Source organism: Sutcliffiella horikoshii (genome assembly GCF_002157855.1).
In the GTDB taxonomy this organism is placed as follows: domain Bacteria; phylum Bacillota; class Bacilli; order Bacillales; family Bacillaceae_I; genus Sutcliffiella_A; species Sutcliffiella_A horikoshii_C.
This window is the reverse complement of the sequence record NZ_CP020880.1, coordinates 883,108-903,349: the sequence shown is the minus strand read 5'-3', so window position 1 is coordinate 903,349 and position 20,242 is coordinate 883,108. Positions and strand designations below refer to the sequence as shown.

22 protein-coding genes are annotated in these 20,242 nt (G+C 38.4%); 5 read left to right on the top strand and 17 right to left on the bottom strand.

Features of this window, described 5'->3' with window-relative positions; all coding sequences use genetic code 11:
- Positions 1 to 36: 36 nt before the first annotated feature.
- On the bottom strand, positions 37 to 1,926 hold the full coding sequence (gene shc, locus B4U37_RS04765; RefSeq protein WP_088017316.1) for a squalene--hopene cyclase: 1,890 nt from the start codon (positions 1,924 to 1,926) through the stop codon (positions 37 to 39).
- A gap of 78 nt (positions 1,927 to 2,004) precedes the next feature.
- Positions 2,005 to 2,208: a hypothetical protein gene (locus tag B4U37_RS04760; RefSeq protein WP_088017315.1), complete on the bottom strand. Its 204-nt coding sequence runs from the start codon at positions 2,206 to 2,208 to the stop codon at positions 2,005 to 2,007.
- Positions 2,209 to 2,470: 262 nt separating this feature from the next.
- Here B4U37_RS04760 and B4U37_RS04755 point away from each other — a divergent pair, with 262 nt between their 5' ends.
- The 3 genes from B4U37_RS04755 (at position 2,471) to B4U37_RS04745 (ending at position 5,540) form a co-directional block, all read left to right on the top strand.
- Complete coding sequence (locus B4U37_RS04755) at positions 2,471 to 3,343, top strand: EamA family transporter (RefSeq protein ID WP_088017314.1); 873 nt, start codon at positions 2,471 to 2,473, stop codon at positions 3,341 to 3,343.
- An 89-nt stretch (positions 3,344 to 3,432) separates the two neighbouring features.
- Positions 3,433 to 4,101: a TVP38/TMEM64 family protein gene (locus B4U37_RS04750; RefSeq protein ID WP_088017313.1), complete on the top strand. Its 669-nt coding sequence runs from the start codon at positions 3,433 to 3,435 to the stop codon at positions 4,099 to 4,101.
- Positions 4,102 to 4,109: 8 nt separating this feature from the next.
- Positions 4,110 to 5,540, top strand: coding sequence for a dihydrolipoyl dehydrogenase family protein (locus B4U37_RS04745; protein WP_088017312.1), 1,431 nt, complete (start codon positions 4,110 to 4,112; stop codon positions 5,538 to 5,540).
- An 86-nt stretch (positions 5,541 to 5,626) separates the two neighbouring features.
- Here the strand turns inward: B4U37_RS04745 and B4U37_RS04740 are convergent, their stop codons facing one another.
- The 14 genes from B4U37_RS04740 to B4U37_RS04675 form a co-directional block, all read right to left on the bottom strand.
- A complete protein-coding gene (locus tag B4U37_RS04740) occupies positions 5,627 to 6,469 on the bottom strand; it encodes an SDR family oxidoreductase (protein ID WP_088017311.1) in 843 nt (280 codons plus the stop codon).
- Entirely contained in the window at positions 6,466 to 6,939 is a 474-nt protein-coding gene (locus tag B4U37_RS04735) for a hypothetical protein (protein WP_088017310.1), read from the bottom strand. The genes B4U37_RS04740 and B4U37_RS04735 overlap by 4 nt, the downstream gene beginning before the upstream one ends.
- 105 nt (positions 6,940 to 7,044) lie before the next feature.
- On the bottom strand, positions 7,045 to 8,214 hold the full coding sequence (locus B4U37_RS04730) for a Ger(x)C family spore germination protein (RefSeq protein ID WP_088017309.1): 1,170 nt from the start codon (positions 8,212 to 8,214) through the stop codon (positions 7,045 to 7,047).
- Positions 8,211 to 9,311: an endospore germination permease gene (locus B4U37_RS04725; protein ID WP_088017308.1), complete on the bottom strand. Its 1,101-nt coding sequence runs from the start codon at positions 9,309 to 9,311 to the stop codon at positions 8,211 to 8,213. Before B4U37_RS04725 ends, B4U37_RS04730 begins: the two co-directional genes overlap by 4 nt.
- Before the next feature lie 15 nt (positions 9,312 to 9,326).
- Complete coding sequence (locus tag B4U37_RS04720) at positions 9,327 to 10,811, bottom strand: spore germination protein (RefSeq protein WP_088017307.1); 1,485 nt, start codon at positions 10,809 to 10,811, stop codon at positions 9,327 to 9,329.
- Between the two features lie 256 nt (positions 10,812 to 11,067).
- The gene (locus tag B4U37_RS04715) at positions 11,068 to 11,436 is read right to left on the bottom strand and encodes a hypothetical protein (protein ID WP_088017306.1); all 369 of its coding nucleotides are present in this window, start codon (positions 11,434 to 11,436) and stop codon (positions 11,068 to 11,070) included.
- Complete coding sequence (locus B4U37_RS04710) at positions 11,433 to 11,849, bottom strand: hypothetical protein (RefSeq protein ID WP_088020152.1); 417 nt, start codon at positions 11,847 to 11,849, stop codon at positions 11,433 to 11,435. Before B4U37_RS04710 ends, B4U37_RS04715 begins: the two co-directional genes overlap by 4 nt.
- 1 nt (position 11,850) lies before the next feature.
- Entirely contained in the window at positions 11,851 to 12,048 is a 198-nt protein-coding gene (locus tag B4U37_RS04705; RefSeq protein ID WP_010198732.1) for a hypothetical protein, read from the bottom strand.
- A gap of 411 nt (positions 12,049 to 12,459) precedes the next feature.
- Positions 12,460 to 13,056 carry a hypothetical protein gene (locus tag B4U37_RS04700; protein WP_088017305.1) on the bottom strand — a complete coding sequence of 199 codons (597 nt, stop codon included), beginning with the start codon at positions 13,054 to 13,056 and terminating at the stop codon, positions 12,460 to 12,462.
- A 39-nt stretch (positions 13,057 to 13,095) separates the two neighbouring features.
- Positions 13,096 to 13,812, bottom strand: a complete 717-nt coding sequence (locus tag B4U37_RS04695; protein ID WP_088017304.1) for a hypothetical protein — start codon at positions 13,810 to 13,812, stop codon at positions 13,096 to 13,098.
- Positions 13,809 to 14,525 carry a hypothetical protein gene (locus tag B4U37_RS04690; RefSeq protein ID WP_088017303.1) on the bottom strand — a complete coding sequence of 239 codons (717 nt, stop codon included), beginning with the start codon at positions 14,523 to 14,525 and terminating at the stop codon, positions 13,809 to 13,811. The genes B4U37_RS04695 and B4U37_RS04690 overlap by 4 nt, the downstream gene beginning before the upstream one ends.
- Before the next feature lie 186 nt (positions 14,526 to 14,711).
- Positions 14,712 to 15,149 (bottom strand): cell wall hydrolase, encoded by a 438-nt coding sequence (locus tag B4U37_RS04685; RefSeq protein WP_088017302.1) that lies wholly within the window; start codon positions 15,147 to 15,149, stop codon positions 14,712 to 14,714.
- A gap of 71 nt (positions 15,150 to 15,220) precedes the next feature.
- Positions 15,221 to 15,805 carry a hypothetical protein gene (locus tag B4U37_RS04680; RefSeq protein WP_088017301.1) on the bottom strand — a complete coding sequence of 195 codons (585 nt, stop codon included), beginning with the start codon at positions 15,803 to 15,805 and terminating at the stop codon, positions 15,221 to 15,223.
- A 35-nt stretch (positions 15,806 to 15,840) separates the two neighbouring features.
- A complete protein-coding gene (locus tag B4U37_RS04675) occupies positions 15,841 to 16,464 on the bottom strand; it encodes a YdcF family protein (RefSeq protein ID WP_088017300.1) in 624 nt (207 codons plus the stop codon).
- A gap of 154 nt (positions 16,465 to 16,618) precedes the next feature.
- On the opposite strand from B4U37_RS04675, the gene B4U37_RS04670 reads away from it, so the two are divergent.
- Positions 16,619 to 17,977 (top strand): copper amine oxidase, encoded by a 1,359-nt coding sequence (locus B4U37_RS04670; protein WP_088017299.1) that lies wholly within the window; start codon positions 16,619 to 16,621, stop codon positions 17,975 to 17,977.
- A gap of 70 nt (positions 17,978 to 18,047) precedes the next feature.
- Positions 18,048 to 18,686 (top strand): class F sortase, encoded by a 639-nt coding sequence (locus B4U37_RS04665; RefSeq protein WP_088017298.1) that lies wholly within the window; start codon positions 18,048 to 18,050, stop codon positions 18,684 to 18,686.
- Positions 18,687 to 18,974: 288 nt separating this feature from the next.
- Here the strand turns inward: B4U37_RS04665 and B4U37_RS04660 are convergent, their stop codons facing one another.
- Positions 18,975 to 20,234, bottom strand: coding sequence for an MFS transporter (locus tag B4U37_RS04660; protein WP_342746492.1), 1,260 nt, complete (start codon positions 20,232 to 20,234; stop codon positions 18,975 to 18,977).
- Positions 20,235 to 20,242: the final 8 nt, after the last annotated feature.

The following is a 20,242-nucleotide window of genomic DNA, read 5'->3' as shown; positions in this document are numbered from 1 at the left end:
TTATTAGAATCACCTTTCATATTTATCTCATTCTGCTCATAAATCATATTTATTCTTATAGTGGCTAAAGGCTTGCAATGGCCAAATATACTTGTAGCTATGGTAGTGTATATAGTACCCGCCTGGTATTCCTGCACCTGTAGGATAGTTACTTCTGCCATCATTTGCTTCTAGTATATTTAATAGTGCGTGAATCCCCACTTCTATTCTGGACGTAGGATTATCAGATGCAGAAATGAGCGCGTCTAACGCCCATGCAGTTTGAGAAGGAGTGCTGTGGGGCAGAGGAATATAGCGTTTCTTGATATCACTTGCACAGGATTCTCCCCAGCCCCCATCCTCATTTTGTACGGAAAGTAGCCATCTCACTGCACGACTGATTATGGGATCATCATTGGAAACTCCGATAGCCTTCAAGCCTGTTATGGCAGCCCATGTCCCATAAATATAACAATTCCCCCATCTTCCATACCACGACCCGTTCGCCTCCTGATTGCGTTCGAACCACTCTTTTGCTGTTTGAAAAATTTCAGACTCCAGAGGAATGGTTGTATACTCCCCTAAAAAATATAAAGTCCTCCCTGTTAAATCAGCTGTCGAAGGGTCAAAAAGTACCCTGTCTTCATATTTAAAAGGGATAAGGGATAATAAATAGTTATCCATATTCTTTTCAAAGGCCGACCAGCCACCATCACCATTTTGCATGGACAGGATCCACTCTACCCCCTTGTTCCACGCTTCTTTATATAGAATATTCGTTTGCGTTAACGGTGTGATGGCTCTTAATGCCGCAGTCGTGTCATCAATGTCAGGGACAAAGGTGTTTATATCCGAAAAGCCCCATCCACCTGGAATAACGTCAGGGTTATTGACGGCCCAATCACCGTATTTCTGATGCTGTCTAGATAAAAGATAGTTGTTTGCTTTCATGATGGAAGAATGTCGATAAGAGACTCCAGCCTGTTGTAAAGCAGCAGTGAGAAGCGCCGTGTCCCATACGGTAGAGGGAGAATTTTGAATAAAGGGTTGTTCAGCATTTCTGCAAAGATAGGACTTCATCCCTTGAAAGGCGTTACGGATAAGAGGATGATTAGCATCATAGCCTAATGCAAGAAACGCAAAAACCATAAAGAAGCTTGCACTGAAATAACTATACATGGTTCCATTTTCTTCGATTCTCTCGATAATATAGTTTTCCGCTTTGATAAAAGCTTCTTTCTTGAGGATTTCAGGTGATTTTGAAAGTTTCTTGAGAGCATGTTTAAAATAAAGTTGTAGATTCTGCATTTCTTCCAAAATCCGGTCATTTTCAGAATCCATTAATCTTTCTTGAAGATGGGATATGTTAGGGGTTTGAGGTGCAACGAACGATTTGTTCAGATTACTGCAGATAAGAATCGGAATCCAGTGTGCTCGTGCATACCCTACCAGCTGATAAATGGTGATGGGGGACCACCTTGGTAGTAACATGATTTCAATCGGAATGATTTTAATGATACTTGGCCATTTAATTTGCCCTGTTAAAGCAAGCATCATTTTGGTCAACCAATCACTTTTTGCAAGTCCTCCATTATCGCGTATGAAGCGCTCCGCCTTACGCATATAGCTCGCTTCTTCGCCAACGTACCCTGAATATAATAAAGAAAAGTACCCCTCTATTGTGGCACTCAAATTTCCTTTGTTCTCATCAGGGTACACTTTCCAGGCTCCGTTCGGGGATTGCCTAGATTTTATCCGCTCTACCAAATCTTTTACCAATACTTCCTCATCAGTTATTTCAAGTGTTCTTATTAGAATAATCATATAAGCATCTGTCATGATGCTTCCTTCAAAGCAAAAATTCCAAGCACCATTATCCGATTGTTTGCTGAGAAGGGTGCTTATCATTTCCTTAAGCTTCTCGTTTATTTTATTTTCCGTATTCATATGTCCCTCCATTATGTTCACGTCATACTAAAACTTATGTACGTTTACACAATTTAGAAGGCCGTCTGAAAACCTACTTCAAACCATCATTCCATCACTAACTCTTCCTGTTTTTTTATTCGCTTCAAGAATCAATGCATCGATATCTTTATTTATATACTTTAGTCTGTCATGTAAACTATTTACATCTTCCGCTCTTTTCAAATTTTCTAGCCTCGTCAGTTCTCTTTCCAATTGGACCATTTTCAACTTTGTATCTGATATTGAGTTTTTAAAATTCATTTTCCGTCCCCTTTCCTGTTACTCCTAACTTTGCTCCTTAATTAATGGAAAAACAACTTTTAATGTGTTGTGCTGAAAGTGAAATTTTTTATTGAAAAGGAGGGATCATTTCAGTATAATTTGGTGGAGAAATTTAATAATAAAATGTTTCTTGTGGATTTTTCTAGAGATAACTCTATTTTCGCCACACGATTGTCTTCAGACAGTTGTGTGGCTTTTTTGTATTTTTCTTCAAACAAATCATTGAAAGAAGGTAAATTAAATGAAGACTTGGCATTATGCGTTGATGGTATTTTTAGGCGGCTGCTCTCTTGGGATCTTATCTACATTCGTGAAGCTTGCATATGCTGCCGGTTATTCCATGAGTGAGGTTACAGGTAGTCAGGTGTTAGTTGGTACTATCATTATTTGGATTGTATCTTTTTTTATCGAAAAGAAAAAATTACATGTCCTTCAAACTTTGAAGATTGTGTTAGCAGGGATACCGATGGGACTAACAGGATTGCTTTACTATCAATCCTTGCAAACACTCGAAGCATCCCTCGCTATCATTTGTTTGTTTCAATTTATCTGGATAGGCACATTAATTGAATGGATTTTCTATAAGAAGCGTCCTTCATCAAGTAAGATTATATCAATTGTGACCTTACTTTCGGGATCCGTTTTGGCAGCCGGATTTTTGGGAGAAAGTATAAAGTCCATTTCATGGCAAGGTGCGACTTGGGGAATATTTTCTGCTTTTACTTTTTCTATTTTTATATTTCTGAGTGGGGTTATCGGCAAAGAAATCCCTGCGATTCAAAAAAGTGTACTTCTTTCCACCGGGGGCTTGCTTATTACTTTTATCTTGTTTCCTCCTCTGTTTTTAGTCAATCTTCCAACCATAGTAGGAATAGCTCCTTATGGGTTAATTCTAGGTGTATTTGGTGTGGTGCTTCCCCCATTACTCTTTTCTATCGGGATGCCGCATGTGGGACCTGGTCTTGGAACAATCCTTACAGCCTCCGAGCTCCCTGTCGCAGTTATCATGTCAGCAATTGTATTATCGGAGCATATTAGTATGTACCAATGGGCCGGGGTTGCACTTATTTTAGGTGGGATTGTGGTTGGAAATAGGAAGCCTTTAAAATCCTGATAAAACTCATTCTTGCACCTTATTTGTTGCTCATTGATGTGCCGTTGGGTTAATAATAGAAGATAAGGTATACCGGAAGGAAGGGTTTCATGACGAAAAAGAATTGGATAAAAGGTGTACTACTGGCTATCTTAGTAGGTTCCTTGATATTCATCAATCACAACTATCTAAATATCAGACCCGAAGGAATTCGAGAATGGATTCTATCCTTTGGCATATTGGCCCCAGTTATCTATATTGTTTTGTATACGATTCGCCCACTTATCTTATTTCCCGCATCTATTCTCTCTTTAGCAGCAGGACTTGCTTTTGGGGCTTTATGGGGAACGGTATATACCATTATTGGAGCGACATTAGGAGCTGTTGTAGCATTCCTAGTTGCGAAGAAATTCGGTAAAAATATAACGAAGAATAAAGCTTCAAACGTGAGAGTTAAAAAGGTTCAATCACAAATGGAGGTCAATGGATTTTTCTATGTGCTACTTCTTCGCTTAATACCATTGTTCAATTTTGACCTAATAAGTTACCTGGCGGGGCTTTCCAAGGTGAAGCTGTCGCATTTTGTTTTGGCTACAGTAATTGGGATCATTCCTGGTACTTTTGCTTACAATTTTCTAGGATCCAGTTTTGTCGGCGATAATAAATTGATCATTATTTTTGCAGTTGTTGTTTTTATTTTGATAAGTGTCCTTCCTTTAATTTTAAGTAAAAAAGTCCGTTCTAAATTAGGATTTGCGAAAACCGAAGAAAAGAGGTGAAGGTTTTTATGAAAAAGTATGACCTCATTGTCATTGGAGGAGGAGCCGGGGGATTAACGGTAGCCGCCGGCGCTGCTTCTTTAGGAGGAAAAGTTGCGTTAATAGAAAAGGAAGAACAGCCTGGCGGCGATTGTCTACATTTTGGTTGCGTGCCATCCAAAGCTTTAATTGAGATTGCAAACCGCATCAAAAGCGCACGTTCCCTTGAGGAATTTGGTGTTCACGTTTCTGAGAATATTAGAATGGAAGCTGTCATGAAGAAAGTGAAGGAAGCCATTGACCATATTCAAGTACATGATGATGCGGATCGGTTTCGTAAACTAGGGGTTGATGTTTATATTGGAATGGGGGCTTTTCAATCTAAGAATGAAGTGATTATTAATAGTGGAGAAATTATTGTTGGGAAGAGAATTGTGATTTCTACAGGTTCAAGGCCATTTGTTCCATCAATTCCTGGCTTGAAAGAAAATGGATTTATCACCAATGAAACCATTTTTTCCATATCCAAATTGCCCAAAAGGCTATTAGTGTTAGGCGGTGGGCCAATAGGAATCGAGATGGCCCAGGCGATGGCGAGACTAGGAAGTGACGTGACAGTTGTTGAGAGATCTGATGGTGTACTAGGAAAAGAGGACGAGGATGTACAGCAACTTATGAATGATGTTCTTTCTAAAGAGATGATGCTTCTCTATAATGCTAACGTCAAATCTATTGAATCTGGACCCAACGGGAAAGTTGTTCATTTAACAGTGGAAACAGCAGAACAGGAAATTTCTATTGAAGTGGATGAAATACTGGTTGCCACAGGAAGAACACCTAATACTGACAAACTCCAGTTAAATAAAGCAAATGTACAAACAGATGATCGAGGACATATAAAAGTGAATGTGCGTCTGCAAACAAACATCCCTCATATCTATGCTGTAGGTGATATAAACGGAACATTACCTTTTACGCATGTAGCAGGGATGGAGGGCAAGCTAGTCGTCCAAAACGCACTGATTGGTTTAAGAAGAAAAATAGATTATTCAAACGTTCCATGGGTCACCTACACTTCACCGGAAATATTTCATTTGGGTTTAACAGAAGCAGAAGCAAAAGAACAAGGATTAGACTATGATGCCTATAAGGTGGACCTTTCCGAAGTCGATCGATTCGTAACAGATCACCAGACAACTGGTTTTGTAAAAATTATCACGGATAAAAAAGGTCATATCTTGGGAGCTCATGCCATTGGAAAACATGCCGGGGACTGGATGCAGGAGGCGGTGTTTTCCAAACAGTTTAAAAAGAAGCTCGGTAGCATATCAAATGTCATTCATCCATATCCAAATCATAGCGCAGCCGTTCAACGTACAGCAGATGCCTATTGGAGGAAGAAGCTATTTGAAGGTTTCCTACCTAAAGTGATGGAAAGGTATATTAGGTGGTTTAGATAATTCAAAGAGTAAGACAACGGTGTCTTACTCTTTGCTCTAATAGGTTCCATGTACTATCCACATAAATGGAAAACAGTCTCAGCTTCTTATAACCATTCCTCTTGGTAGTCCATTATGTAGTTCTTCATTTTCCTGGGCTTTATTTTCGTTAGTTTTTCATACTCATTGGTAATCCCTTTCGCCAATCCAAGTTTAGTTGGGAAATGAATACCGACGACCACATTAATAAATTGTTCCTTTGCACCTTTTTTCAGCATACATTTTCTAAATTCTTTCACAGAAGGATTAGTATAGTGAATATCTACATGCATCACATCTGTCATCATTTGAGCCACTTCATAAAAGTCCAATGCTTCATCACCGGTGATAACATACTTTTTATTTTGATGCTCTTCCGTATTTTGAAATGCTATGGAAGCAACTTCGGCAAGATCCCTAGTATCTACAAAGCTCGTCTTACCTTTCCCAGCAGGTACAAATATTCGCCGATTTTCTCTCAGTTCTGCACCTAGAAAGTCATTTAGATTTTGCATAAAATACCCGGCACGTATGAATGTAAATGGAGTACCTGATTTTTTAATTAATTTTTCATTCTTATAATGATGGATAAAGGGCAAGAATTGTACATCTTTAACAGATAAATAAATAATATGCTTTACTTTTTTTTGCTTTGCAACATTTAAGAATTCTTCAAATTTGATATCTGCTCCTGGAGGATAAATCAAAAATATTTTATCTATCTCGTTTAAAGCATGATCAAATGTGGATGGATTTGTAAAATCAAGTGACACAAATTCATATGTATTCTGCTCTCTCTTTAAGCTATCTGCATTCCTCACTGCGCATTTGATAGATAATCCTTTTGCTTTTAAATTTTTGGCTACTTCCTTCCCGACTTTTCCGTTAAATCCTGTGACAAGTATGTTCATTGAATTCCTCCAATGGGTTTCTCCAGACTTACAATGTATTTATAAAAGCCTAATAGAATCAATAACAGTATTACATCTTCTACCATGGAATATTGCAACTTCCACCAACCATAGTGAAAATAACCATATGGTTCAGGTAGAGCAGCAATGATCTCATAAATAATAATAAAGGCAAGCCATGCACTTAAATAAAGAAAATTTTTATTGAAGTTGTTCCTAAAAGGGAAAAAATTCAGGAACAATATATTTACTGGAGCGATTAATATCGTATGAGCCAAGAGCCCTGCCCAATCAACCCCGGGATTAAAATACCAGTATCCCCCCAATTTAAATTCCACAATGAAATCATGTGTTTGCTGGAAGGCAATCGTAAAAAACCAAATATGGACCATTTGATTTCGAGATAGTTTTTTATTTACTTTCCATGCAATTCCATTAAATATGAGGATAGCTAAAATTAATCCAATCATGATTTGTCCTTTGTATATAAGATTTTTTTATAAACACTAATTTTTATAATTATTTTCTAGTTTAACCCGTTGAGCGTGGAAAAATATTTATACACGTTTCCATTCTTACTCCCCATCATCTCTAGTTGACTTCTGATAAATAGGCGATTTGTTGAACAACCCTTTCTGACCTGTTGTATCAATTCTAATATCAACATTCACAGTAAATAAAGCTTCTTTAAACCCTTCTTCCTTCCACTTTAAGGATTCAAAATAAGTTTGATCCTTTATCCATATTCTATGTCCCAATAGCCATGGCTCCACATTTGCTTTCTTCATTTTTTCTATCGTTTGTTCTATATCCGTTTTAATCTCTTTATTTAATTGGGATTCGAGCTTTTCAATAAAACCTTTGGATGTTTCACCTGCAGAAAGTTCAACAAGGTTCCCTTCACCCTTCACATAAATCTCAAATGTTACCGGAGTTATCTTTTTTAAATCCACTTTACTTTCTAGCATTATTCTAGATAATGAAACAGATACTTTTTTTCCTTTTGATTCTATATGCGTGATATAATTCATTTCTTCCACTTTCTCGCCTTTTATCAGCTGACTTGCTGCCACTTCGTTCCCTTTCAATATTTCTACTAATGAATCGTCTTTTAATACTCCCATATCTTCAATAATAATTTCACTGTCAATTGTTTTTGCAAAGGGAATAACTGCCGCTGAAGATACGGTATTTCTATCACGTCTATATTGGAAAACTTTAATTGGCTGTGTACGAGAAAGCTTTTTGTCAGCCCGGAAGAACCGGTTAACATACAATGCCGGTAACTTTATCAGAGAGGACTCTGTTTTTAAAAACTTACTAGCTTCTTCATCCTTGCTTATTATGAGAAAGACCTTGTTCCCTATATCGGGAATTCTGTCCACCAAATCTAACGAACCATTAATACTAGTTGCCGCAATCTTCTCTGAAATTACGATAACCTTCAGGTGACCAAAAAATAATACATTCGGTGTTTTTGATTCCAAGTTAGTAATTGCTTCCCAAACTGTATCCCCTTCACTCCACAACACCTCAAACTCTCCGGACTTAGCAGGACCTCCTCCTCCGTTTTGACTTTTCCCCAGAATCGGTAACTGGATGCTTATTTTATACTTTTTTTCCTCTCCTTGATCAATAGAGATTCCTAATACCATTCCTCTTTGGTCAATTTCACGCATATCATTGCAACCGCTTAAAAACAAGATAAGCAGTAATGCAAAATATATTGGTTTTTGCCCCATCATGAAACCACCTCCCGAGAGTGACGGTGTTTTGCAATGACAAAGAGTAACAACAGACAAGGGAGTAGCAATGAAGCTACTAATACATTGATATTATAAACCTGCCAACCTTCAATAAATTGAAAAGGAACCCAATTCGCATATATAAAAAATAAGGGAGTAATGCAAGCGATTAATATACTTCTTTTTATTTTGGGGAATAGTTGCTCTAATAAATAAATCGAAAACCAAAATAGGATACAGGAAACTTTTATAAAAGAGATGACCCAAAACCCCAAAAACAAGAGATCCATCCTTTCTAACAGTCCAGTACTAGGTGTAATTGATTGAACCAACGTAATAATTGGTGATATGAGATGGATTGCCTCTTCATATCCGAAAATCCCTAATACAACCAAACTCAAAGTTACATAAATTAGCATGACACATAGTAATCCTGCACTCATTGCACGAAAAGTCTTTTCGTCCCGTTTTACATATTGAATAAAACCAAGGAGAGTAACTATTCCTCCATACCGTGCAGCATCTGACATAGAACTCTTCAGAAAAACAGGTAATTCTACATTCATAACAGGTGGAATGAAAATCCAATTAAAATATTCACTAAACAACCCCCAAGACAAAAATGTCGCAAGTAGTAGTATCTCTGCGACAACAAAAAACGAAACAAACCTAACAATTGTGAGTAGCCCATAATGAACAGCAAGTGAAATAAGCAGAATGAATGGTAATATAATCAAAAAAGTAGGAGTGGTTTTTAACATAAATGTTCTTACTAGAAAAGTTAGGTCTTGTGTTACTTTCATCGTGCTAAAAATGGAACTGAGTATCAAATAAGCCATTATGATGAAATACACTAAATAACCTGCATTTTTTCTCAATATCTTAAAAAAATCGTTATTATCATATAAACGGAAGTATTTAGATATCAGCCAAATCAAAAAGAAGTAGGGGATGGAAGTAAGAATTAGCTTTAACCAGGCACTTCTGATTTCCCCATCTGCCACGTACGGTAAAAAAGCTACTCCCAAAGTAATAGTGGAGGAAAACGTAAAGGCAAACAAATCAAAGCCTCGGAATTGTTGAATTGTATTACGCAAGACTTCATCCTCCTTTTACTTTGGTTTAGTAAATTGGTTGTTTTTTAATCTAAAAAAAAGATTCCATAATTCTTTCGGATTAAGAGGGGTTGCAGGTGATAAATAAGGTTTCCCAAAAGAACTAAGGTTACATAAGCAAAATGTCAGATACGCTATACCAATTGTTAACCCAAATATCCCTAATAATGAAGACATCATTATTAATAGATATCTCGCGATTCTCCATGAAGAAATTAAATGCCATGTTGGTAATGTGAAGGATGTAATAGCGGTGGATGCACTAACAATAATCATTGTATTACTAACTAAACCTGCTTCAACAGCAGCCTGACCGACAACAAGTCCTCCTACAATACCAATGGTCTGCCCTACAAAACTTGGAAGCCTTAGACTTGCTTCCACTAATACATCCAAAGCAAAAATCATCATAATCGCTTCCAAGTAAATGGGGAATGGGATATTATTTCTGGAATCAGCTATCGTTAAGGCAAGTGTTGTCGGAAGCAGTTCTGGATGATACCCAACCAAGGCAACATATAGGGCAGGAAGAATAGTTGCTACCAGTATGGATACAATTCGCAACAAACGGATAAAGGTATTATCCAATGCCATCCGAAAATTGTCGGGACTGATTTCGATAAGATTAAACAAGGTTGCAGGCAAAACGACACAAAAGGTGGAATTATCAACTACCAACACAATTTTCCCCTGCCCTAGTGCAATAGAGGTATAGTCCGGTCTTTCTGTTTCATACACTTGCGGGAAAATGGACATAGGATAATCCACTATTTTTTTTGCAATCTCCCCACCATCGTTCAATTGTTCCATTGTCAGACTTTCTAATCTACTTGTAACCAACTCCAATAGATCAGTATCCACATATTCCTCCAAATATAATAAACCAACATGGGTGTGACTTAATGTTCCGACGGTAAACTCTTTCAACTTCAGTCTCGGGTCCTTGATTAGCTTACGAATAAGAGAAATATTTGTTCTGCTATCTTCAATAAAGCCGATTTTCGGCCCATACACTTGATACTGTGTCGTAGGTTCTGTTACTGTTCGTTGTTCTTTCTTAACATAGTTCACTAAGAAAGGTACTTCCCCTGGTAAGTGAATGATTACATGACCTTCCAAACATCCTTGGATACAAGACTTCCAAGAATCAGCCTCATAGTAGTCATAGTTTCTAATATTTTCTTTTAATGCCGCTATCTCCAATTCATCTGAAAGTAGTAGCTGCTCTTCTAATTTAGTTACATCAGTTATTCCGGAGATGTAATAGACATACAAGCCTAGTTCATCGTTTTTAGGTATATACCTAACTTGAAAATCACCTACATCTTCAAAAACATGTTTAATAATTTCCTGAAAAGATGTTTGATCATTAGGAATGGTTGTATCATCTACTTGAATTTTCTTTTTCAAATATTCTTCATAGTTTGGCTTCATTACTGATTGAAGCTGTTTGCTGCCACGAGAAGGTCTCTTATTAAACACACAATTACCTCATTTTTTGTATAAGTCTCTGGCTGATTAAATACTTTTCACTGTACTACGAAGTATTATTTTACTTATTCTTTTTTTTATTCGAGAAAAGTGTTTATTTAGAAGGAGTCTTTGTTAGAGGTTCATGAAATAAAGAAAAAAAATGCACATATAAGCGTGCATTTTTCAGTGGTTATTTGAGGATATTGTTTCTACATAACTGATTCCATTTAAAGCCTAAGAATGGTACCTTCTTTTACTTATCTTTTCATCTTCCCTCTCCAGTCAACTGAGTACCATTTTCGGGGAAAACTTGATCTAAATAGTATCGATCGTCTCCCGTTGAAGAAAACGAAAACAAATAGGTTTCTTCTGCTTCAATAAGGTTATAAACATTAGCATCCCTAATGTACACCTTGAAGTACTCCCTATTCTCTTCTTTCTCAGCCCCGTTATAGCCAATAACCCACATCTCCATATACTCTCCTGGTTCTATATGATGGTCTTTTTCCTCTACATAGAAGACACCAAATGTATGGCTATTTGTTATCACTTGAACATCTTTTTTTCCCATGAATAGGAAAACTATTCCTACTAAAATTAATAGTCCTATTAGTTGGGCTCTTCGTTTTTTCATACGTTAAACTTCTCCCATTTCAGATGCTTCAAATCTTGTATACACCTAACATCATTTTTAAACCACTCCATATTCCCAGCAAACCTTTCTGAGCATTCGAATTCAATTCTTGCAGCTTTTTGTCCTTGTACACAACGGAGGTTTGCAAGGAATTTTTGTTTACCATTTGGTTTGTCAAGACTTACACCAACATAGGGGAGTAACTCATAATGATAGCCTACTTCTAGGCTATCAAAATAATTTTCTTTGATGATATTTCTAATTCTTAAGTAATCCTCGTCAGCAAGCCCCCACCTGATTACTATATTTCCATCAGGTAAAGTGATTTTAAGCTTAAGATGACTTCCAAAACAATCGATGGAAGCCTTCAAGATTTTCATGTTTTGATGGTTTGCTTGGATAGCGTAATCCATCTTAGTTTGATCCTCCGCCATCGCTTCCCCCACCATGATTGTTCCACTGGTTGAATTGATTTCTAGTTGTTTCGGATTCAATATTTTGATTGCCTCTGTTTACATCCGGAGCCTGGCCCATTCCTTTATTTCTTTTATCCATATAGATAGTTATTCCGACAAGTAGCACTATTGGTACGATGATAAATAACCAGATCATGTGAGACTCCTCCTTTTGATCTTATATATATTTATACGATTACTTTTATGAAAAGTTTCATTTATTTAATATTCTGTCATTTTTTAATATGTTGAAGACAGTTGAACCTGTGTTAGGGATACTTCGGGCATATAGAGCCGTTCTATATGCCCTTTAACACTATTTTCATGTTCCTTCGGGCGTATAGAGCCGTTCTATGTGACCTTTAACACTGTTTTCATGTTGCTTCAGGCGTATAGAGCCGTTCTATATGACCTTTAACACTATTTTCATGTTGCTTCAGGCGTATAGAGCCGTTTTATATAACCGTTCAACTGTTTTCCATCATGCTTCGGGCGTATAGAACCTATCCATGTAATAAAAAGAGAGGCCCATCAACATCAACAGAACCTCCGCCACACCTAATTTTAGTTAGCTCCCATAATCACCCTGATACGCAATTGAATCATCTTCCATCTCTTTTAGCATATCTACCCAACCTGTTCGGCTTAATAAATTGCTCGGTAAGCCTATAAAAGGATTTGTTGCTTCACTCCACCCAGCTGCAGTGTCATGTATGCGGACTAATGTCGCTTCAACTTCCGTAGGAAAAGCGACTGTATCCAATCTATCCATATCCTCTTCCAACAGTGTTTCCTCGATATATCTTAATTCCTCTGCAATTAAACTAGCACTAGTTTTAGTTGCAAACTGTAATCCATCAGAATGCCGTGGATAAATCGCCTTGGCCAGCTTTTCAATTTCATAGCTAGTATCCTCTATGTAGTTGAATCCATTCTTCAATTGAACCCATTGGGCATAAGGAATCTCTTTTTCACTCATCAGCCTTTGCATGATACTTGAAATAGTATTGGTCTCCGATTGCAAGTTCCCTACCATTTCTTTAAGATGCGGTTCCAAAAAATCTTGTTGCTTATTCACTTCCACATGCTTCTGAAATCCATATAATACAGAAATAAATAAAAGAAACACCAAAATATAATATTGCTTGCTTGATTGTTGAAACATTTCTATTACCTCAAATCTTCTTTACTAATTCTTTCAGGTCTATTCCAAATTTTCAGGATTTAACTGTGTCATATGGTAGAAATAATTCCCACCATAAGAACCTCCTCCACCGCGTCGGAACGTATGCTCAAGACGAATTGATTCTCCGTCGTCATTAAAAGCCTGCCATTGATACATATACGAATGGCTGGAAGGAATAATTCCCGTTTCAGCTGGATACGAATCAAAGGAACCAATCACTTCTTTCCATTTACTTGGCACTTTTACATACCCATAACTTCCCTTTTCTAATTCTACAGAATGTTTCATCTGTATCTTTGGATAATAAACCTCCAACTGATTATTATCCCCTACCGACGTTACAGAATAATTCCGCTCAGATGTTAAATAAAACTCCCATTCACGTACCTCATCCTTAGGGTGAACATTCCAGAAAATATAAGAGTTCCCCTCATTAACTACTATTTGTGGATCAGAAGCGGTCGTTGCACCAACACATTCCCATTTCCAACCACTCCACACCCAAATGCTAGAACCATAGGATTTACCATCATTTGATAAGTGTGGGACAAAATAAGTTTTTTCATCTAATTGCATACTATCTAACACTTCAATTTCTTGAGTTAAATAATCCATATTTTCGATGATTTCGTCCTCTGAATAGAACGCTTTTGGTGTCATCATTATGTACGTTATAATAGTGCCAGCGATTAAAGCTACTACAAAGAATATTAGAAAAATTGCTTTTTTCGTCATTCAGCATTCCCCCTTTCTTCTAAAAAGGAAGCCGTCTTTGATCGATAGTAATGCTGTTTTTCCTTCGTGGTAACAAGCAGTCCCTTACCGTCTTGTTCCACATAAACACGAATCTTGTCACCAGTTTTCGTTTTTACGCCTGTTAACAGATATGGAAATTTCTCTTGAATTTCGACTGGCTCTTCACTCTCTTCTTCTGGCCAAATCTGCTCTCGTATTTCTTCAAACCATTGAATGACGTTCGAGCGCTCGTAATTAAAAGTAGATAGAGAGTCCTTAAACTTTTCCTCATTTATTTTCACTTCGCCGCCAGATGGGTGAGTCACCAACAATTCCACTTCTGAAACATCTGTAAGATACGTCCGCACTTCATCGCTTGGATAGAACACAGTAGCTAATCCGATCGCAAGAATTGCTGTACTCAAAAATATAAAGTTGCCTCCAAATCCCGTCCAAGCATATTTCCGGTAAGCTTGCCAACGTCCTTTTCTATTCAATAGCCCATATAATATCCATACTCCAAGTGGAAGAATTGCAATGGAAAATGGTTCATTAAAAAGTGGGAACGAGAAGGTAAATGAAAACAGCCCCAATAAAACAGCAATAATTATCTTCCATAATTTTGGACGTTCTTCTGCATCTTGCCCAAGATAAATACGAATAACAAGCACAGCAATCAATCCCCATGCAAGTAAGATACAAAGCAACTCCATAATGTTCTCCGCATACCCGAAATTAATAGTCAGATTACACACCCCATTCCAAGTAAAACCATCCCTATAATTCTACCATTCTCCCATTAAAAACCCAATAACAGGAAATGAATTTAATCTTTTCCTATAAAAAAGAGAACTCCGCATAGCTGCCAAAGAGTCCTCTAATAAGTAATGATAGTTGGTTCACGAATAAACACTTGCACAAGTACCCGCAATCGGTTCGTAATAACAATGCTGTTTGAATTGACCGGAAAAAGGTTGATCATACCATGTTGGAGGACATGGTGCGTAAGGATTGAAATACCATAAGGCATATTTTGCTGGATGCTCTCTCCAAGAAGTCAACGTCTTTCTAGCTAAGTTTTTTTCAACCGATCTTGCTCTGTTATAAAATAAATTACCCTTTTGAACCGCTTCAAATGAATAATTTCCGCCTTGCACTTGATAGATAACTTGCCGAATGGTTCTTACTTCTTTGAAATCTAAACAATCGGCTACTGCACGATTGGTTATAACATTGCCGACATAAAGCATACCTTGCTTGCCTTCACCCTCTGCTTCCGCTCTCATCATCCTTGCCACTAACGCTACATCTGAATCTGTAAACTTAACTCTAGCCATAATTTCACCTCAACACCATAGTATGAAAAAACGCCTAGATTGGTTTCTGATATTTTCAAAAACCGGTAATATTAGATTGGTTTTGTCGTTTGTACGGCAATTCCCTTCTCTTGTAACATAGTGGTGAAGCGCTCGAGCTTTAGCGCATGGTCGGGTGCCGAACCCGATTTTGAGATGAAGAACTTGTCCTCCTTTCCTTTTCCTTTGCCCACATAAAACAATAAATTACGTTCTGTTTCAATCACGGTGAAGGATTGGTCAGCAGGAATTTTCATCTTTTCCTTCCCAAGTACAAAGGCATTAAAACGGGGATCGAACCCAACTTGATAGGTATTATTGGATTTAAAATATAGCGAATGGAGTTTGTTGCTTCTATTCTCAATAATCTTCCTGAAGAACAAGCGGATCAAGAACAGAATGACATAGTACATGACAAATCCAATAACGACGGTAACAATATTCAAAATAAGGAATTGCGTGCCATCTTGTGCGATCTGAAGGTTGGCAATAATGTTGTAACCACAAAATAAAAAGAGTGCAACCAAGTTCCCTACAGTCGCCATTTTGAAGATAGATTTAAAATATGGCATGTATCGGAATAGTTCGGTGTAATCTTGCTTTTCAATTGGAAATTGAAATGATATGTTTTTTTTCAATGTGTACCTCCTGGTGTTAAATAAAATTTTCGTACTTATGGGAGATTGGTAAATTCCAACTCCTGATCTATGATAATTCCCTGTTTCACATAACTGATCAGCTTAGCAGACTCTGCCTCCACCCGTTGTCTACCATAGGGATTAAGAAACCAGTTGTCTTCTCGTGTAGTTCTGTCATTGACAGGACAAAGAGAATAATCAATCCAATTTGGCATATAAGTTTGGAGTTTCAAGTTCATCCGTCTCATATGATAATGACTTGTCACCACAAGCAACCGGTTTATTTTATGAAGATGGAGCGCTCTATCTAATACGAGCAAAGATGCCAGGACATTTTCCTTTGTGTGCAGGGACTGGTTTTCAATGAGGATATCCTCAGAAGGCACCCCTAATTCCATCGCCTTCTCTGCCAAGAGCTGTGCCTCGCTAAGTTTGTTACCGTCCCAAATTACTCCACCTGAAAATAATATTTTCCCTGCTCTTCCTTCCTTATAGAGCTGAATAGCTGGAGGCAACCGATATTGGACCGCCTTGCTACTCCCAGGAACGAAAATACAGTCGCCATTTCTATTGTCATCTTTAATATTTTTAAATAATAGGTCAGTCATTTGTTCATCGGTAAGTTTGTGGATATCTAATTTTGAAATAGGTAGCTTCATGGTATTACTCCCACGATATGTATTTTTCAACCACTTCTAATTTCCATTATACAGACAAAGTGGAAGACTTTTTTATTTTTTTCAAAAAAAGTGATCCAGTTTCTGATCTGCTCCGTTAGGTAAGTGAAACCAACTAAAAAGGAGTGCTTAGATCATGAACTGGAAAAAAGCAATGGTAGCCGTACCACTTAGCGTAGGATTATTAGTACCGACTTTTCAAGTAGCAAGTGCACACGATGGAGAACATCATCATCCACACGCCTCTGTATCCACACCGGCATCTGACTTGAGAGCTTCTTTAGATGCATTGTTATCAGAGCATGCTTTCTTGGCAGTCGTAGCGATGCAAAAAGGAATTGACGGAGCAGAAGACTTCGAGCAAGCAGCTGGCGCATTAAATGCAAATACAAATGATTTGTCCGCAGCAGTAGCTTCCGTTTATGGTGAAGAAGGCGGAGCAGCATTCAAAGAAATTTGGAGCAGCCATATTGGATATTTCGTAGATTATGTAACAGCTACTGCGGAAGAAAATGAAGAAGGCAGACAACAGGCATTAGCCGAGTTGGATGAATATACAGCAGAACAAGCAGCGTTTCTGGACACTGCAACAGAAAGTCGCCTAAAAGCAAGCGAACTAGAAGCTGGACTAAAAATGCACGTGGAGCAACTAGTTTGGGCATTTGACAACTATGTCGCTGGTGACTTTGACAAAGCATATGACAATGTCCGTCATGCAATCGAGCATATGTATGAGCCAGGGAAAGGATTATCTTGGGCGATCACAGACCAATTCCCGGAAAAATTCGAGAATACTAGTGTTGACACACCAGCAGCAGACTTACGCGCTGACTTGAACCACCTTTTCGCTGAGCACGCTGCGCTAGCAGTTCTAGCTATGCAAAAAGGAATTGATGGAGCTGGTGACTTTGAAAATGCTGCAGGAGCTTTAAATGAAAACACTGCTGATCTATCTGTAGCTGTAGGATCTGTTTATGGTGAAGAAGGCGGAGCAGCATTCGAAGAGATATGGAGCAGCCATATCGGATATTTCGTAGATTATGTGGTTGCAACTGGTGAAGAAAATGAAGAAGGCCGTGAAGTAGCAATTGCTGAATTGGAAGAGTATAAAGTAGAACAGGCTGCATTCCTTGATACAGCAACAGAAGGCCGCCTAAAAGCAGCTGACCTTGAAGAAGGATTGCAAATGCACATTGATGAGTTACTTCTTGCTTTCAACAGTTATAACGAAGCAAACTATGAAACTACTTACAACACAATCCGTGAATCATATGCCCACATGTTCGGTGTCGGCGAAATGATGTCTGGTGCGATTGTGGACCAATTCCCAGAGAACTTTGAAAAAGACATGCCAACTGACATGCCTGCTGCAGGTATGGGTGGTGCAGCTGATAATGGAATGAACGCTGCTATCGCTTGGACGGTTGCAGGATTGATTTCCGCAATTGTCTTAACGCAAGTCATTGCATTTAGAAGAAAAGCGACACAAGAATAATAGTTTGAAATAAGAAGAGAGGGAGCGCTCCCTCTCTTTCCTACTATCATTTTCTAGAAGGAGAAGAACTATGAAACTACTAACCGCTTTATCATTTATGCTTCTTTTACTGGTCGGATGCAGTTCGGGGACAGCTGGTGATCAAACTACGGAAAAAGAATCTCCAAACGAAGCAACTGCGGCCCCTACCAATCAAAAAACTCCCCTCCCTACCCGTACACAAACAACAAATGAAAACGGGAAAGTCATAAAAGATGAATCGATCAGTATTGAACCCCACCGAATCGAAATCGCCTCTATCGGTGTCGATGCACTAGTTGAACAAGTAGGGGTTATCGAAAACGGTCAAATGGGCGTCCCCGAATCTTTCGAGACAGTCGGCTGGTATAATGAAGGCCCCATGCCAGGAGAGCGCGGAAACTCCGTCATCTCTGGACATGTCGACAGCCGCAACGGCCCTGCAGTGTTTTTCGAGTTAAAAAATCTAGAAGCTGGTGACGAAATTATTGTTTCTAATGCAGATGGCGAATCCCTGACCTATGTGGTGGACAGAATAGAAACCTATCCCGAGGATGAGTCTCCTGTAGAAGCCCTCTTTGATTATTCTTTCCAGAGCAATTTAAACCTGATTACCTGTACAGGAACGTTTAACCGGGAAAGTAGGAATTACTCCGATCGGTTGGTTGTGTATAGTAGTTTGAAGAAGTGAGGGTAGATGTTTTAAGGAGAGAGGTCTTCGTTAAGACCTCTCTGACTAAGATTCTCCCCTTCTGATGTCTTCATACTACTTATCAAGACCTTTCTGACCTCGATTTTCCCTTTCTGATGTCTTCATACTGCCTATCAAGACCTCTCTGACCTCGATTTTCCCTTTCTGATGTCTTCATACTGCCTATCAAGACCTCTCTGACCTCGATTTTCCCTTTCTGATGTCCTCATACTGCCTATCAAGACCTCTCTGACCTCAATACTCTTCGACATAGGTCTTCATACCCTCTTAACGTGCCACACTCCCCGTCTCCACAACACGGCCACTCTGCTTCTCACCAATCTCTGGGTGCACTTTTCGAATAACCGACGGCCTCGCCATGATGAGTGTAATAACGATGAGCATCCCCGCTGATAAGAGCAAGATCCACTCCCCAGGAAAGATATCATACAACACACCGTAAATGACCATCCCAAGTGGAATAAGTGCCATCGCCATCGTTTCAATAATAGAAAATACACGCCCTTTGAATTCGTCAGCAATGGTCTTTTGAAGCATCACTTGCAATGGCGTATTGACGATAATGATAAGCGATCCGAAACTGAACATGAGTATCATAAAATAGGAGAACATCATCCAATAATTCATTGATAATAAAAGCGGCAGAGAGATTGATCCCATAACTGCCCCAAGACCTATAATCCCTCGTTTTGAAAGTAGCAACGGAAATCGCACTTCTTTTCTAGCAGAAAAATAAACCGACATTAGCAACATGCCAAGAGAAAATGCTCCTTGGGTCAAACCGAAATGCTGCGACTCTATTTGCAATTTCTCAATCAAGATATACGAATAGCCCACTTCATAAGCTCCGAAAAGGAAATTAATGAGCAAACTAATCCAGAGCATGACCATAATGGTTTTTTGGAATCGTATATAGCTTAAGCCTGCTTTCATGCTTTGCCACATAGATTCCTTCTGCTCCCCCTTCTCTACACTACTCTTTTCACCAGAAAACAAGCGGAAGTTCATCGTTGATTCCAAAATTACCGCAATGACAGAGGCAACAATAAACATAACAAGGAAAACAGGTATAGGAACAGTTCCATATAAAAGACCACCAACGGCAGGGCTTCCTATTGCAGCAAAGGAAATCGCCATCTGATTCATCGCCATTGCTTTTTGAATTCGAGCTTGATCAATTAAACCTGTAATAGATGAAGTAAATGCAATGCCTGAAAACATGGAAGTCAACGAAAGGATACAAGTTGTTGTGTAAATCGCTATGAGAGAGAGTCCTGATGTAAGGGTGTATATGAGAAGTCCTGTGATAGCAAGGGTTGTGGCTACTTGTGAGATTATAACAATCTTTTTTCTAGAATATCGGTCAGTGATAGCTCCAACAAATGGCCCAGCAAGTGTTCGTGGTAGAATATTACATAGAAGGTTTGTCGCAAAGCTTGTTGCAGAACCAGTAAGCTGCAAAATATAGAAGCTGATAGCAAATGCATATACCTGTGATCCGAAAGTGGAGATTAATTTACTAATCATAAAGGTGT

Coding starts and splice junctions, on each gene's coding strand:
- shc (WP_088017316.1), bottom strand. CDS start 1,926: ATGAATACGGAAAATAAAATAAACGAGAAGCTTAAGGAAATGATAAGC.
- B4U37_RS04760 (WP_088017315.1), bottom strand. CDS start 2,208: ATGAATTTTAAAAACTCAATATCAGATACAAAGTTGAAAATGGTCCAA.
- B4U37_RS04755 (WP_088017314.1), top strand. CDS start 2,471: ATGAAGACTTGGCATTATGCGTTGATGGTATTTTTAGGCGGCTGCTCT.
- B4U37_RS04750 (WP_088017313.1), top strand. CDS start 3,433: ATGACGAAAAAGAATTGGATAAAAGGTGTACTACTGGCTATCTTAGTA.
- B4U37_RS04745 (WP_088017312.1), top strand. CDS start 4,110: ATGAAAAAGTATGACCTCATTGTCATTGGAGGAGGAGCCGGGGGATTA.
- B4U37_RS04740 (WP_088017311.1), bottom strand. CDS start 6,469: ATGAACATACTTGTCACAGGATTTAACGGAAAAGTCGGGAAGGAAGTA.
- B4U37_RS04735 (WP_088017310.1), bottom strand. CDS start 6,939: ATGATTGGATTAATTTTAGCTATCCTCATATTTAATGGAATTGCATGG.
- B4U37_RS04730 (WP_088017309.1), bottom strand. CDS start 8,214: ATGATGGGGCAAAAACCAATATATTTTGCATTACTGCTTATCTTGTTT.
- B4U37_RS04715 (WP_088017306.1), bottom strand. CDS start 11,436: ATGAAAAAACGAAGAGCCCAACTAATAGGACTATTAATTTTAGTAGGA.
- B4U37_RS04710 (WP_088020152.1), bottom strand. CDS start 11,849: ATGGATTACGCTATCCAAGCAAACCATCAAAACATGAAAATCTTGAAG.
- B4U37_RS04705 (WP_010198732.1), bottom strand. CDS start 12,048: ATGATCTGGTTATTTATCATCGTACCAATAGTGCTACTTGTCGGAATA.
- B4U37_RS04700 (WP_088017305.1), bottom strand. CDS start 13,056: ATGTTTCAACAATCAAGCAAGCAATATTATATTTTGGTGTTTCTTTTA.
- B4U37_RS04695 (WP_088017304.1), bottom strand. CDS start 13,812: ATGACGAAAAAAGCAATTTTTCTAATATTCTTTGTAGTAGCTTTAATC.
- B4U37_RS04690 (WP_088017303.1), bottom strand. CDS start 14,525: ATGGAGTTGCTTTGTATCTTACTTGCATGGGGATTGATTGCTGTGCTT.
- B4U37_RS04685 (WP_088017302.1), bottom strand. CDS start 15,149: ATGGCTAGAGTTAAGTTTACAGATTCAGATGTAGCGTTAGTGGCAAGG.
- B4U37_RS04675 (WP_088017300.1), bottom strand. CDS start 16,464: ATGAAGCTACCTATTTCAAAATTAGATATCCACAAACTTACCGATGAA.
- B4U37_RS04670 (WP_088017299.1), top strand. CDS start 16,619: ATGAACTGGAAAAAAGCAATGGTAGCCGTACCACTTAGCGTAGGATTA.
- B4U37_RS04665 (WP_088017298.1), top strand. CDS start 18,048: ATGAAACTACTAACCGCTTTATCATTTATGCTTCTTTTACTGGTCGGA.
- B4U37_RS04660 (WP_342746492.1), bottom strand. CDS start 20,234: ATGATTAGTAAATTAATCTCCACTTTCGGATCACAGGTATATGCATTT.